The organism is Solimonas fluminis (assembly GCF_002930645.1).
Lineage (GTDB): Bacteria > Pseudomonadota > Gammaproteobacteria > Nevskiales > Nevskiaceae > Solimonas_A > Solimonas_A fluminis.
In genome coordinates, this window is sequence record NZ_PSNW01000010.1 from 130,641 (window position 1) to 143,282 (window position 12,642).

Annotated in this window: 12 protein-coding genes; 8 read left to right on the forward strand and 4 right to left on the reverse strand. The window is 64.9% G+C overall.

What is annotated here, in order from left to right; translation table 11 throughout:
- Nucleotides 1-24: 24 nt before the first annotated feature.
- The 3 genes from C3942_RS17155 to C3942_RS17165 form a co-directional block, all read right to left on the reverse strand.
- The gene (locus C3942_RS17155; protein WP_243393645.1) at nucleotides 25-1,842 is read right to left on the reverse strand and encodes a TolC family protein; all 1,818 of its coding nucleotides are present in this window, start codon (nucleotides 1,840-1,842) and stop codon (nucleotides 25-27) included.
- 56 nt (nucleotides 1,843-1,898) lie between these two features.
- Nucleotides 1,899-2,330: a hypothetical protein gene (locus C3942_RS17160; protein WP_133164338.1), complete on the reverse strand. Its 432-nt coding sequence runs from the start codon at nucleotides 2,328-2,330 to the stop codon at nucleotides 1,899-1,901.
- Between the two features lie 135 nt (nucleotides 2,331-2,465).
- Complete coding sequence (locus C3942_RS17165; RefSeq protein ID WP_165797506.1) at nucleotides 2,466-4,631, reverse strand: TonB-dependent receptor family protein; 2,166 nt, start codon at nucleotides 4,629-4,631, stop codon at nucleotides 2,466-2,468.
- 182 nt (nucleotides 4,632-4,813) lie between these two features.
- Between C3942_RS17165 and C3942_RS17170 the strand changes: the two genes are divergently transcribed.
- From C3942_RS17170 to cueR, 3 genes are all read left to right on the forward strand, one after another.
- Nucleotides 4,814-5,005, forward strand: a complete 192-nt coding sequence (locus C3942_RS17170) for a heavy-metal-associated domain-containing protein (RefSeq protein ID WP_104231629.1) — start codon at nucleotides 4,814-4,816, stop codon at nucleotides 5,003-5,005.
- A gap of 96 nt (nucleotides 5,006-5,101) precedes the next feature.
- Complete coding sequence (locus tag C3942_RS17175) at nucleotides 5,102-7,501, forward strand: heavy metal translocating P-type ATPase (RefSeq protein WP_104231586.1); 2,400 nt, start codon at nucleotides 5,102-5,104, stop codon at nucleotides 7,499-7,501.
- Between the two features lies 1 nt (nucleotide 7,502).
- On the forward strand, nucleotides 7,503-7,955 hold the full coding sequence (gene cueR / locus C3942_RS17180) for a Cu(I)-responsive transcriptional regulator (protein WP_104231587.1): 453 nt from the start codon (nucleotides 7,503-7,505) through the stop codon (nucleotides 7,953-7,955).
- 103 nt (nucleotides 7,956-8,058) lie between these two features.
- Here the strand turns inward: cueR and cadR are convergent, their stop codons facing one another.
- Nucleotides 8,059-8,499 (reverse strand): Cd(II)/Pb(II)-responsive transcriptional regulator, encoded by a 441-nt coding sequence (cadR, locus tag C3942_RS17185; protein ID WP_104231588.1) that lies wholly within the window; start codon nucleotides 8,497-8,499, stop codon nucleotides 8,059-8,061.
- Between the two features lie 94 nt (nucleotides 8,500-8,593).
- Here cadR and C3942_RS17190 point away from each other — a divergent pair, with 94 nt between their 5' ends.
- The 5 genes from C3942_RS17190 to C3942_RS17210 all read left to right on the forward strand — a co-directional run bounded on the left by C3942_RS17190 (nucleotide 8,594) and on the right by C3942_RS17210 (nucleotide 12,613).
- A complete protein-coding gene (locus C3942_RS17190; RefSeq protein WP_104231589.1) occupies nucleotides 8,594-9,226 on the forward strand; it encodes a cation efflux transmembrane domain-containing protein in 633 nt (210 codons plus the stop codon).
- Nucleotides 9,210-9,485 (forward strand): hypothetical protein, encoded by a 276-nt coding sequence (locus C3942_RS17195; protein WP_104231590.1) that lies wholly within the window; start codon nucleotides 9,210-9,212, stop codon nucleotides 9,483-9,485. The genes C3942_RS17190 and C3942_RS17195 overlap by 17 nt, the downstream gene beginning before the upstream one ends.
- A gap of 20 nt (nucleotides 9,486-9,505) precedes the next feature.
- Nucleotides 9,506-10,129 carry a cation efflux transmembrane domain-containing protein gene (locus tag C3942_RS17200; RefSeq protein WP_243393647.1) on the forward strand — a complete coding sequence of 208 codons (624 nt, stop codon included), beginning with the start codon at nucleotides 9,506-9,508 and terminating at the stop codon, nucleotides 10,127-10,129.
- A 15-nt stretch (nucleotides 10,130-10,144) separates the two neighbouring features.
- Entirely contained in the window at nucleotides 10,145-12,040 is a 1,896-nt protein-coding gene (locus C3942_RS17205; RefSeq protein ID WP_243393653.1) for a cytochrome c/FTR1 family iron permease, read from the forward strand.
- A gap of 177 nt (nucleotides 12,041-12,217) precedes the next feature.
- Nucleotides 12,218-12,613 carry a hypothetical protein gene (locus tag C3942_RS17210; protein ID WP_104231592.1) on the forward strand — a complete coding sequence of 132 codons (396 nt, stop codon included), beginning with the start codon at nucleotides 12,218-12,220 and terminating at the stop codon, nucleotides 12,611-12,613.
- Nucleotides 12,614-12,642: the final 29 nt, after the last annotated feature.

Here is a 12,642-nt window from a genome sequence, read left to right on the forward strand (position 1 = left end):
CGGGGGGCGTCGGGGGAAAAGGTTTCAGTGGGCATGCGGCTGCTCCTGGATCACGGGTTGCTCGACATCCTTACGTCGCCTGGGCGGCGCCGGCATTTCGTGCTTCATGCCGGGCATCGGCATGTCGCCCATGTCGTGGTCGCCGCTTTGGGCGTCCTTGGCGGGCGTGGAGGATTGGCCGTGCTGGCTGTGGTCCATCGGCATCGCCGGGCCCTTGCCAGGCTTCATGCCGTGACCGGCGTGGCCGGAATTGGAAGGCGCGGAATCGGGTTGCGAGGACTTCATGCCCGGCATTCCTGGCATGGACTCCATGCCCTCCATCCCTTCCATATCGTCCATCCCTTCCATGCCATCCATGCCCGGCATGCCCATCTTCGAGTGGTCCATCGCAGCAGCGCCCTTGGGGCGCGTCAGCTCGGCCGGATCGAGTGTCGCCTCGACCGGCTGGTCGCTGCTGGGCAGCCTGCGCCCGACGGCCTGGGTGAGTTCGGCGCGGGCGATCCAGTAGTCCCGCACGGCTTCCAGATAGCCGGCATAGGCTTCGTACTCCTGCTGCTTGGCGACGAGCAGTTCGAAGATGCCGACCAGCATGTAGTTGACCTCTTCCTGCATGCGGGCCACGACGGCCTCGCGCTGCGGAATCAGGGCATCGCGGTAGCGCTCCGCCCGGGTCTTGGCCGAAACGAGCTTGGCGTAGGCCAGCTTGACCTCGTTGCCGCTGTCGAGAACCGCCTCGTCGAGACTGGCTTCGGCCTGGGCGAGCGAGGCCTGCGCTGCCGCGACGCGACCGCCGCCCCAGTTGAAGAGCGGCAACTCCAGTTCCAGCGTCGGGCCGACATTGATCGAGCCGTCGAAGTCCTTTTCGCGCTCGGCGCCGATCTGGATGCCATTGATCAGGCGGGTGCGGCGCTCCAATCCGAACCGGGCAGCCAGGGCTTCGGCATTCTTGCGGGCACTCGCGACGTCCAGCCGCGACTCGGCAGCGAGCTTGGACAGGGCATCGAGCTCGTCCTCGCGCGGCAGCGGTTCGGCCAGGCGGGCTTCGAGCGCCCAGACGTCCTGGGAGGATGAGAGGCCCATCAAGCGGTGCAGCTTGCTGCGCGCCTCGATGGCTTCGGCTCTGGCGGCGAGGGCGTCAAGCTCCGCCTGGCTGGCCGAGGCCTGTTCCATGGCCAGTTCGCGGCGGTTGATGTTGCCGGCATCGAAGAAGCGCTGACCGAGACCCGCCGAGGCGCGTGCGGCCTTCGCGACCGCTTCGCGCATCTGCGCCAGCTGTTCGGCACCCACCGCCTCGTAGTAGGCCGCCTCGACTTCGCTTGCCAGATTCAGTGTCCGGGAGGCGAGGGACAGCTTGGCGCTTTCGAACTGCGCGCCGGCAAAGCGGGAGTTGGCTGGCAGGAACAGCAGGTTGACGAAATTCACGGCGATGCCGAGCGTGAGGCTGGCGTTGGCTGCCGTGGGGTCGCCAGGTGAGAGGCGCACCGCGCTCAGGACCGGATTGGCCAGGCGCCCGGCGTCATAGACCTGCGCGGCGGCGAACCCCAGCTCGGCGGTATCGCGGCGCAAGCCGGGGTTGTTGAGCAGGGCCAACTGGACCGCGATCTCCGGGGTCAGCGGTCGGTCCAGCGCCTGTCGCGTAAAGGCGGCCGCATCGCCGCCACTCGGCGCCGATCGACCATGCGAGCGGGCCAGGTCGGCGACGTCGGAGCGTCCCCAGTCCGAAGGAATGCTGGCGCAGCCACTGAGCAGCGCTGCGGAAAGCGCTGGTACATAGAGATATTTTCGGGGAACCACAAATCCTCCCAGGAATCCATGAGCATTGATCCGCGGCGCTCGGGCCACGGCATAGCCACGGGGTTGCGGGCAGGGGTCGCCTGCGCCGCAAACGCGGCTTCAACTCAGGACATACTGGGGGGACGGATCAGGGCGAGGATATGCGCGCCCGAGGGCGCGACAGACGCCGGAGCGGCGTGCTGACTCCCGACGGGAATGTCGAGAGTGGAGGGAGAGAAGATCGCCGCGACACCGGGGCAGGCGCCGCTGCAGCCTACCTTGGCGCAGTCGCAGCCGCACTCGCAGCCAGGGACCTTGATGGTTTTGGTCTCGCCATCAGCGGCGGCCATCATATGGCCGGCGTGTTCTGCCTGCTGCTGCATCATGGCCGCGTGGTCGTGATGCATGGCCGCATGATCCGACGGCATCGCCTGTGCGGCCGGAGCCGACATAGCGCCCGGCGGGTGCCTGCAGGACATGCCCACGACGCCGGCCATCGCCTGGAACGAGAACGTCCAGGCGAGCAGTACGGCCAGAAAGGGCTTGAGCAGGCGCATCGTCATAGTGTCTTACCAGCGCTTAGTCGCTGGCAAGTGGGGAAAGTTCATCATCTGCCTGAACATTAAAGGCTTGAGTCTGGAGCCGACTCCGGGGTTATAGGGCCCGAGCTGGCTCGCCCGGGCCCCACTGCGTCAGAACTTGTACTCGAAGCCACCCTGCACCAGACGTGGCGCACCGGTCAGGATGCCTCGGGTTCGATCGACGATGTAGTCCTTGTCGGCCAGATTCTTTCCGGTGATGAAGAGGCTCAGACCCGCGACCGATGGCACCCGGTAGTTCGCGGCCGCGTTCCAGATCAGGCTGCTGTCGATCTTCCCGATCTGGCCGGTTCCATCCGCCGGGGCCTGCTCTGAATTGGCGAAGTCACTGAACTGGTCGTCGATGAATACGCCCTCTAGGCGCAGGTCAAAGCCAGCCGTGTGTTCATAACCGATGGTTCCGGTTATGAGGTTCCTGGGCGCATACGGCAGCCGCTTGCCGGCCGCGCTGCCCGGAACCGGATCGCCGGCCGCGCAGGTGGCTCCGGAGGCGACGACGCAGCGCAAGGGAGTTTCCGACTTCGCCGTGGGCAAGAGCGTGTAGGCGATCTCCATGAAGGGGCGCTGGCTCCAGCCAAGCAGTCGACCGATCTCAGCGCGGCCGGAGAATTCAATGCCCTGGTACAGCGTTTCTCCCACTGCCAGGGGGGTGCTGCCGCCCGCGATCGAGCCCACGGCGATCTGCCGGCGGAAGTCGGTGCGGAATGCGGTGAGCTCCAGGGCCACTCCGGCAACCGGTCGCGCGCGCAGGCCGAGCTCGTAGTTGACGCTTTGCTCGGCGTCCAGATCCACGCTGGTGCCGCTATTGCTGACGATGTCCTCGGTACGGGGCGGGGCGAAGCCGCGATGCACGCTGGCATACGCCGTGTAGGCATCGTTGACCTGGTAATTGAGACCAAGGGCAGGCAGCAGCTCGGTCAGGTCGGAGTCACCGCTGGCACCGGTCAACCGATTCTTGCGCTCGTATCGGACGTTCTCCAGTCGCAGGCTGGGAATCAGCGACAGCTTGCCGAAGCCAAAGCGGTTCTGGATGAAGGCAGAGTACGCGTCGGTCCGCCGCTCGTTGCTCTCGGCAGTCGCGCCGGTGCGGGCGGTGGGCGATGTACCGTTCAACTGCAGGCGGTCCTGGTATTCAAAGTGCGCGCGCACCCCGGCCTGCAGTTCATTGTTCAGACCAAACAGCCCGTGACTGAGGCGGTATCGGGGTTCGACGCCGTAGGTGTAGTAGTCGCGCAGGCGTCCCTGAGCGCTGGCACAGGTATCCGGGTCGACCACGGTGCCGGCACGCCGGGCCGCAGTGAAGGCCGCGCCGCACTGGCCATCCGTGGTGCTGGAAGCCTGTCGCCACCAGTCTCGCGAGAAATCGGCCCAGTACACCTGGGTAGTCAGAGACGAAGCGGGATTGATGGTCCAGCGCTCGCTCAAGGACAGCCCCATCCGCTCAGCGTCGAACTCGTCATTCTTGAACGGGTTGTAGCGGGCTCCGAAATTGGCGTACTCGGCGTCCGTCAGGCCCGAGTAGGTGACGGTCGAATCTTCGGTGTAGTAGTTCGCCCGGGCAATCAGCTGGTGCTCGGCCGACAGGTCAAAAACGCCCTTCAGGTTGAGATCGTTGAGCTCGGTATCCGTATTGTCGCGCGCGCCCTGGCCCTGTTTGCGCACGTAGTCCAGCAGCAAGCCCTTGCCGCCGACGAAAGCATGGCCATTGAAGTAGTCCCGGCTTCCTCCCGTCAGGGCGACGCCGGCAGACAGTTCCTGCGGTGGAATGGGGGTGATGTAGTTGATGACGCCGCCGATGGTCTGCGGGCCATAGAGGTTCATGGTCGAACCCTTCAGGACTTCGATGCGATCGAACCGGTCGACGGGAGGATGGTAGTAGCTCGCGTTGTCGCCGTAGGGCGCATAGGCCAGCGGTATCCCGTCTTCCAGGAGCAGGATCTTGGTGGAGCGCGTCGGGTTCAGGCCGCGAATGCCGATGTTGGGACGCAGTCCCAGCCCCTCCTCATCGCGCACGTTCACACCGGGGGCTTTTCGGAGTGCCTCATTGGTCGTGAAGACCCGGGAGGCTTCCAGGGTCTCCGAGTCGATCGTGGCATTGCTGCCCGCCAGGGCATCCGCCTCCAGCGGCGAGCCGACGACGGTGACTGCTTCCAAGACCACGGGCGCCGCCCGTCCGGCGGCCGACTCGATCGGCTCTGCTGCGACCGGGTTGGCCGTAAATGCGGCCGACGCCAAACCCCACGCCATCTTGTGTTTCATGTTTGTTGTCCAATGGTTGTTCATGGCGGCGCGGAGAATATACGAGAACGATTGTCATTCGCACCGGTGAAGTGAACTCCAAGGTTTTGAGGGCTCGCCGAACGAGTGCTTGACCTTCCCACCATGGGAAGCTGGAAAGTGTCACCGTCCGATCCGCGGATAACGAACAGATGGAGAATTTCATGTACCAGTTCCACGTCCCCAACATGACCTGCGGCCACTGCGTTGCGCGTGTCACCAAGGCCTTGCAGTCCGCCGACCACCGCGCGCAAGTCCAAGTCGACCTGGCCAGCAAGACCGTCAGCGTCGAATCGACGGAAAGCGACGCCGCACTGCGCAAGGCACTTGGCGACGCCGGCTACCCGGTGCACTGACCCAGCCCTGGAGGCGCTCAGCGAGAACAGTTCGCGGCGCCTTGACCTTGCCATCGTGGCAACCTTTAGCTTGTCCGCATATCAGCGAGATTGATCATGAATACGTCCACAGCATCCGAACTCTGGCAGTTCCAGATCGAGGGCATGACCTGCGCCTCCTGTGTCAGCCGGGTAGAGAAGGCCCTGCTGAAAGTTCCGGGCGTCCGGGAAGCCACGGTCAATCTGGCAATGGAAAATGCCACGGTCAGTGCCGCTCCGAGCACGTCGATCGAGTCCCTGCAGAACGCGGTACGTGACGCGGGGTACGGGATCGCCGAGAACACGGTGGAACTCGCCATCGAAGGAATGACCTGCGCCTCCTGCGCCGGGCGCGTCGAGAAGGCGCTGCGCGAGATCCCCGGCGTGCTCGACGCCTCGGTGAACCTTGCGACCGAGCGGGCGACCGTCCGGGTCAGCGGCGAAACTCCCGTATCGGCCCTGACAGCGGCGGTTGAACATGCCGGCTATGCCGCCAGCCCGGCGACGCAAGCTGCGCCGTCGAAGTCCGGTAAGGGTGGATGGCCTGGCTGGGCGCCGGTTGCGGCGGCCGCAGTCCTTTCGGCGCCGCTGTTGCTTCCGATGATCGGCATGATTTTCGGACAGCACTGGATGCTGCCCGGCTGGATACAGTGGGCGCTGGCCACTCCCGTGCAGTTCCTGCTCGGCGCCCGGTTCTATCGAGCGGCTTGGAAGGCTCTGAAGGCGGGCGCCGGCAACATGGACCTGCTGGTGGCCATCGGGACCAGCGCGGCCTACGGCTTGTCGGTGTACCAAATCCTGAAGGGACGTCCGGCGGATACCCTGTATTTCGAAGCCTCGGCTGTCGTGATCACGCTGGTGCTACTCGGCAAGTGGCTGGAAGCGCGCGCCAAGCGGCAGACGACCGAGGCCATACGGGCGCTGCAGGCCCTGCGTCCGGAAATCGCGCGTGTGCGCCGCGGAGGTGAAGATCGGGAGGTGCCGCTGGCACAGGTTGCGATCGGCGATCTCGTCGTGATCCGGCCCGGCGAACGCATTCCGGTTGATTCCAAGGTGTTGGAGGGACGCAGCCACGTCGACGAGTCCCTGATCACCGGCGAAAGCATGCCGGTGGCCAAAGAGCCCGAGAGTCGTCTGACCGGCGGCGCGGTCAATGGCGAAGGCCTGCTGGTCGCCGCGACCATCGCCGTGGGCGCCGAATCCACTCTGTCCCGGGTGATCCGCATGGTGGAATCGGCCCAGGCCAAGAAGGCGCCGATTCAGAAGCTGGTCGATCGAGTCAGTGCGGTGTTCGTTCCCGTCGTGCTGGTGATCGCATTGGCCACGCTGCTGGGCTGGGGTCTGGCATCAGGCGACTGGGAAGCGGCCATCCTGCATGCCGTCGCCGTGCTGGTGATCGCCTGTCCTTGCGCTTTGGGCCTGGCGACCCCTACGGCCATCATGTCCGGCACTGGCGTGGCCGCGCGCCACGGCATCCTCATCAAGGATGCGGAAGCCCTGGAAATGGGCCACCAGGTCGATACCGTCATCTTCGACAAGACCGGTACGCTGACGGCCGGCCAGCCGGAACTGGTCGCGCTGAAAGCCTTCGAGGGTGACGAAGCGGCGAGCCTGGCCATCGCGGCCGCGTTGCAATCCGGCAGCGAGCACCCGCTGGCACGAGCGGTTGTGGCGGCCGCCGCCCAGAAGGACCTGATCCCGGCGCAGGTCACCGAGTTTCGCGCCTTGCCGGGCAGGGGGCTGGAGGGCGTTGTATCCGGACGCCGCCTGGTGCTCGGCAGCACGCGTCTGATGATCGAACTGGGTCTGCCCGAGACCCTGCTGCAGGAACACAGCAGCGCCCTGGAGGCCCAGGGGCGCACGATCTCCTGGCTGGCGGAAGCCGCGCAGGCGCCGCAGCTGATCGCGCTGCTGGCGTTCGGGGATCCGCTGAAGCCGACAGCTCGGTTCGCCGTTGACGTGCTCCGTCGTCAGGGCATACGTACCGTCATGCTGACCGGCGACAACTGGGGCAGTGCGCGGTTGGTCGGCCAGCAGTTGGGACTCGATCAGGTGCGTGCCGAAGTCCTGCCTGCAGCCAAGGCGCATGAGGTCCAGAGGGTGAAGGAGCAGGGCGGCCGCGTGGCCATGGTCGGCGATGGCATCAACGATGCCCCGGCGCTTGCAACAGCCGACGTCGGCATTGCCATGGCAACCGGTACGGATGTGGCGATGCACACCGCCGGCATCACGCTGATGCGGGGCGATCCCGCCCTGGTATCGGCAGCGATCGAGATTTCGCGAAAGACTTACGGGAAGATCCGCCAGAACCTCTTCTGGGCTTTTCTGTACAACGTGGCCGGCATTCCACTGGCCGCCTTCGGCCTGCTGAGCCCCATGGTTGCCGGCGCCGCGATGGCCCTCAGCAGCGTCAGCGTCGTCGCCAATGCCCTTACACTGGCCAGATGGCGTCCCGAAGACCAGGGACGGGGAGACTAGGATGCGCCGTTCAAAGCCGACTCTGGAGACCGCTGAAGCGCTCAGCAGCGGGTATCACAACATCGGCCAGGCCGCCGAGGCGACGGGCGTGACGGCGAAGATGATCCGTCACTACGAGTCGCTCGGCCTGCTGAGCCGGGTCGAGCGGACGCTGTCCAACTACCGCATCTACTCCGATCGCGATCTGCATGTGCTGCGTTTCATCAAGCGCGGCCGCAGCCTCGGCTTTTCGATGAAGGAAATCGAGGCCTTGCTGGGGCTATGGCAGAACAGCCGCCGCAAGAGCATAGAAGTGAGACGCCTGGCCGCCCGGCATATCGAGGAGCTCGATGCCAAGATCGCCGAGATGCAAGGCATGCGCGACACGCTGACGCACCTGGTCGGTGCCTGCCATGGCGATCACCGACCGGATTGTCCGATTCTTGAGGATCTCGGGCGTTCGCCATTGGTTTGATTGCTTGAACTAGCCTTCGTCACGCATCCAGGTAGCCGAAGAAGCACGAAGTCATAAGCGTCGAATCCGCCAAAATGCGCGTAAAGCCAGGCTTGAGGCTCCTTCAGCTTTCCGACGAGGGTGCTGTATGGCATGCGCAGGCCTCACCGTGTGCTGCGGACACCAACTCTTGCAAGATGCCGCAGTTACTGGCTGTATGGCCGGCTTCGCAATGAGTTCGAAGAGTCGTCAGCTGCTTTTCCAAGGCGCGCATCGACTTTAGCCTGGCCCGGACCCGGATTAGTTGCTCGTCGATCAGCCGGTTGATGTCCCCACAATCCGCCTGCGGCTGGTCAACAAAGCCTAGTAGGCGCTGAACATCCGCCAGCGGCATGTCCAAGGCCCGGCAATGCCGGATAAAGGACAACCGCTCCAAGTGGACAGGACCATAGGCCCGATAGCCGTTGGCCTGTCTTTCCGGGGCTTGCAAGAGGCCGGAGCGCTCGTAGTAGCGAATGGTCTCGGTGTCCACGCCGGTGGCTTCACTCAGTTCGCCGATCCGCATGCCGCCTCTCCGGAAAAGTGAGCCCAATACTAGCCCCTTGACCCTGTAGCGGCTACAGGGTGTTCAATGGCGCCCAGATTCATTGGAGACCGCCATGGGCGATTCCTGCTGCGCCAGCAATTCCTGCCAGAGCGAGGTGACCCCGCGCTACCGCCGGGCGTTGTGGATCGCCTTGGCCATCAACGCGGCGATGTTCGCGGTCGAGTTGGGAGCCAGTTGGACTGCCGGATCCGTCTCCCTGCTGGCCGATGCGGCCGATTTTCTCGGGGACGCGGCCAACTACGGCATCTCCCTGCTGGTGCTGTCCATGGCCCTGGTATGGCGTTCACGGGCTGCCTTGGCGAAGGGCGCAACCATGGGGCTCTATGGGGTCCTCGTGCTGGCCCAGGCTGCCTGGAATGGATTCAACGGCGTCGTGCCGGGGGCGTACACCATGGGTGTCGTGGGCGCCCTGGCGCTGACCGCCAATCTGTCCGTGGCGGTCATGCTTTATGCCTTCCGTGATGGCGACGCCAACATGCGTTCAGTGTGGCTGTGCTCGCGCAACGACGCCATCGGCAACATCGCCGTGATCCTCGCCGCCGGCGGTGTGTTCGGGCTCGGTGCCGCCTGGCCGGACTTGATGGTCGCCGTGATCATGGCGGGTCTGGGCCTGTCGGCGGCCCGCTCCGTCATGACCCAGGCTCGCGCCGAACTGAAGGAGATCGCCCATGTCGCTCACGCCTGAAATCACCTGGATGGCACTGCTGGCCGTCCAGACCTTGCACCTGCTGCATCATCTGCTGGCCAAGCGCCACATCAGTATTGTGGAGGTGTTGGCTGGAGCCGCACTGCTCATCCCGATTCCGGCAGGAGCGGCGGCCGGACTGCTGCTGATGATCCTCCACGTGGGCCTGATCCTGGTCCAACTGGTCGGCAGCCTCTGGATTCGGCGCCTGTCGCCGGGTTGCGGCGACGAAAAGAGCCTCTGGGCGACCCTGGGCTGATCCCGACTTAGGAAGCCGACATGAGCGACAACTGCGGCAAGCCGGGTGACCCCTGCAAGATGGCCGCGCAAGCCAATCGGTCTGCGCTGCGCAAGGTGCTGGCCATCAATCTCTTCCAGTCGTTGGCCGGCGGGGGCGTCGGTGCCTGGGCACAGTCCACAGCTTTGGTCGGTGCTGCCCTGGACAATCTCGGCGACGCCGGCGTCTACGGCATCTCCCTGTATGCCGAGGGCCGCAGTGCCGCGCACAAGGCCCGTGCGGCACGCATCAGTGGCTGGCTGCTGGTCGGCTTCAGCCTGATGCTGGCGTTCGAGGTGCTGCGCCGTTTTTTCTCTGGTGCCGAGCCCATCGGCGTTGCCATGATGATCTGGGCGGCCTGCAATGCAGCCCTGAATCTGGTGTGCCTGAAGCTGCTGCGTAGCCACCGGAGGGAGGGCGCGCACTTTGCGGCCTCGTGGATTTTCACCAGCAATGACACGCTGGTGAACCTGGGTATCGTGGCCTCCGGCGCCCTCGTGCTCTGGCTCGAATCACCGCTTCCCGATCTGGTGATCGGCTTGCTCGTGGCTGCGATCGCCTTCCGCGGTGGCCGCGAAATCCTCGAGATCGCCGAAGAAGCGTCCAAATCCTCTTCTACCTCTTAAAAGAACAATACCGTGATGCGCCTGCGCTCCCTGCTTGCTCTGCTGCTCCTGTGGCCCCTGATGTCGCTGGCAGCCGGCGATGCCCAGACCACCTGGCGTCTGCTCGACTACATCGCCGTCGACTATGCCGGCGCGGTGGACAAGAGCGGGAATGTGGCCGATGCGGCCGAATACGCGGAAATGAGTGAATTCGCCGATTCGGTGAATCGTCAGCTCGGCACGCTGGCGACAACGCCGGCACAGCCAACGCTGGTCCAGGATGCGCAGGGGCTGAAGTCTGCCATCGACGCCAAGGCCGATCCCGACACTGTCGCCAAACTGGCGCGCGCCCTGGGCGCGAAACTCCTGGAAGCCTACCCGGTGCCTCTGTCACCGAAGGCCGCGCCGGACCTCGAAAAAGGGCTGGCTCAGTACGCCACACTCTGCGCGGGTTGTCATGGCTCCAGCGGCCATGGCGATGGGCAGCTCGCCGCCGGCATGGATCCGCCTCCAGTGGACTTCACCGCCATCGACCGGGCGCGGGAGCGCAGCATCTTCGCGCTCTACCAGGTGATCAGCCAGGGCCTGGAAGGTACGGCAATGCCCTCGTTCGCTCAGCTGCCGGATACCGAGCGCTGGGCGCTGGCCTTTATTGTCGGGCAGTTCGCATTCCCGCAGGGGCAGGTGGAGGCTGGCGCACGGCTCTGGCAGCAAGCATCGACTCATGAAGCCATTCCCGATCTGGCTGCACTGGCCACCTTGACGCCCGCTACATTGGAGGCGCGGCTGGGTGCTGAACAGGCGCGGGCTGTGACGGCATACCTGCGTCGTGATCCGTCTGTTCTGTTGCGGTCCACTGAAGGCTCTCTGCAGCTCGTGCGCGACCGCTTGGAGCAGGCGGTCGTTGCCTATCGGGCGGGGGAACGTGATACCGCCTCCCAGGCAGCTGTTTCCGCTTACCTCGATGGATTCGAGCCCGTGGAGCCGATCCTCGCCGTCAAAAATCCCGAGTTGATGCGCACCCTCGAAATGGCGATGACCGAACTGCGGGGCCGGATTTCGGCCGGCGCACCGGCAGACGAGGTAGCGGGGCGGGTCAAGGAACTGCAATCCCGGCTCGGCGCTGCGGAGCAGGCCCTCAAGGACTCCAGTGCGGATGCCGGCTCGGCCTTCGTCGGCGCCTTCACCATCCTGCTGCGCGAGGGACTGGAGGCGCTGCTCATCGTGGTCGCCATCATTGCTTTCCTGCGCAAGGCTGGCCGCACCGAGGTACTGCCTTACGTCCACGCCGGCACCGGCGTAGCGCTGCTGGCGGGTGTGGCCACCTGGGGGGTGGCGACCTACCTGATCGATATCAGCGGTGCCAGCCGCGAGCTGACTGAAGGCGTCGCGGCCTTGTTCGCGGCGGCGGTGCTGCTGTTCGTCGGTATCTGGATGCACGGCAAGAGCCAAGCCGGGGCATGGCAGCGCTATGTCAAAGAGCAGATCGGTGCAGCCCTGTCGCGCCGCTCGGCCTGGTTCCTGTTCCTGCTTGCCTTCGTCGTGGTTTATCGCGAGGTCTTCGAGACCATCCTGTTCTATGTCGCGCTTTGGAGCCAGGGAGCCGAGCGAGCGGTCATCGCGGGCGCCGTAGCGGCCGTCGCCGCATTGGCGGTGATCGCCTGGCTGATGCTGCGCTATTCGCGCAAGCTGCCCGTAGGTACCTTCTTCACAATCAGCGCCGTGCTGATGGCCATCTTGGCGGTCATGCTCACCGGCAAGGGCATCGCCGCCCTGCAGGAGGCCAACATGATTTCAGCCCGGCTGCTGGACCTGCCGCGCTTTGACTGGATTGGGTTCTATCCCACCTTGCAGGGCCTTGTGGCTCAGGTGGCCTGTACCTTGGTGCTGGCGGCTGGCTTTGCCTACAACCGTCGCCAAGCCGTCGCCTGATGCCGGTACGCATGCCCGCCATGGAGTGCAAGGCCTTGAGTTTTCTGGAGACCAGAATGGGGACAGGCCAGTACGCGGAACTCAGATACTGGGGCTACGTACTAAGCGGGCAGGTCGTCACGACTGTCTTTGACGGCCCGGGATCGATCCTCGGCCAATTTTGCTAGAGTAGCTCTCATGACCCACGCTCCGACACTCCAACGGCTGCTGACGCTGATGTGCGTCCTGCTGTTGATCGTGCGCGTCGCGGGGCCTCATCTGCACCTATGCTTTGACGGGCAGGAAGCGCCTGCCAGTGTCCATTTCCTGGACGTTGGCTTGCACCATACGGCCAGTCACGGTGCCCCACACCGGGACACAGATGTGTCCCTGGCGGTGGACGGCGTCTCCAAGACCGGCAAGCAAATCAGCTTTGATGATTTGCCGATTGTGTTGCTCGCGGCACTGCTGGTCTGGATTCTCTTCCAGACTCCGCGCCGGTTCGTTCTCCCCCTGCTGCCGGCACTCATTCCGGCAAGCCCCGCCTTCCTGCGGCCGCCCTTGCGCGGACCTCCCCAGCTGACCTCCCTCTGAAGTCTTGAGGTGTTCCCGCGCGCGCGTCA

What these genes read in the sequence shown, in the direction of transcription:
- C3942_RS17160 (WP_133164338.1), bottom strand. Translation starts at nt 2,330, where the DNA reads ATGCGCCTGCTCAAGCCCTTTCTGGCCGTACTGCTCGCCTGGACGTTC.
- C3942_RS17165 (WP_165797506.1), bottom strand. Translation starts at nt 4,631, where the DNA reads ATGAAACACAAGATGGCGTGGGGTTTGGCGTCGGCCGCATTTACGGCC.
- C3942_RS17170 (WP_104231629.1), top strand. Translation starts at nt 4,814, where the DNA reads ATGTACCAGTTCCACGTCCCCAACATGACCTGCGGCCACTGCGTTGCG.
- C3942_RS17175 (WP_104231586.1), top strand. Translation starts at nt 5,102, where the DNA reads ATGAATACGTCCACAGCATCCGAACTCTGGCAGTTCCAGATCGAGGGC.
- cueR (WP_104231587.1), top strand. Translation starts at nt 7,503, where the DNA reads ATGCGCCGTTCAAAGCCGACTCTGGAGACCGCTGAAGCGCTCAGCAGC.
- cadR (WP_104231588.1), bottom strand. Translation starts at nt 8,499, where the DNA reads ATGCGGATCGGCGAACTGAGTGAAGCCACCGGCGTGGACACCGAGACC.
- C3942_RS17190 (WP_104231589.1), top strand. Translation starts at nt 8,594, where the DNA reads ATGGGCGATTCCTGCTGCGCCAGCAATTCCTGCCAGAGCGAGGTGACC.
- C3942_RS17195 (WP_104231590.1), top strand. Translation starts at nt 9,210, where the DNA reads ATGTCGCTCACGCCTGAAATCACCTGGATGGCACTGCTGGCCGTCCAG.
- C3942_RS17200 (WP_243393647.1), top strand. Translation starts at nt 9,506, where the DNA reads ATGAGCGACAACTGCGGCAAGCCGGGTGACCCCTGCAAGATGGCCGCG.
- C3942_RS17205 (WP_243393653.1), top strand. Translation starts at nt 10,145, where the DNA reads ATGCGCCTGCGCTCCCTGCTTGCTCTGCTGCTCCTGTGGCCCCTGATG.
- C3942_RS17210 (WP_104231592.1), top strand. Translation starts at nt 12,218, where the DNA reads ATGACCCACGCTCCGACACTCCAACGGCTGCTGACGCTGATGTGCGTC.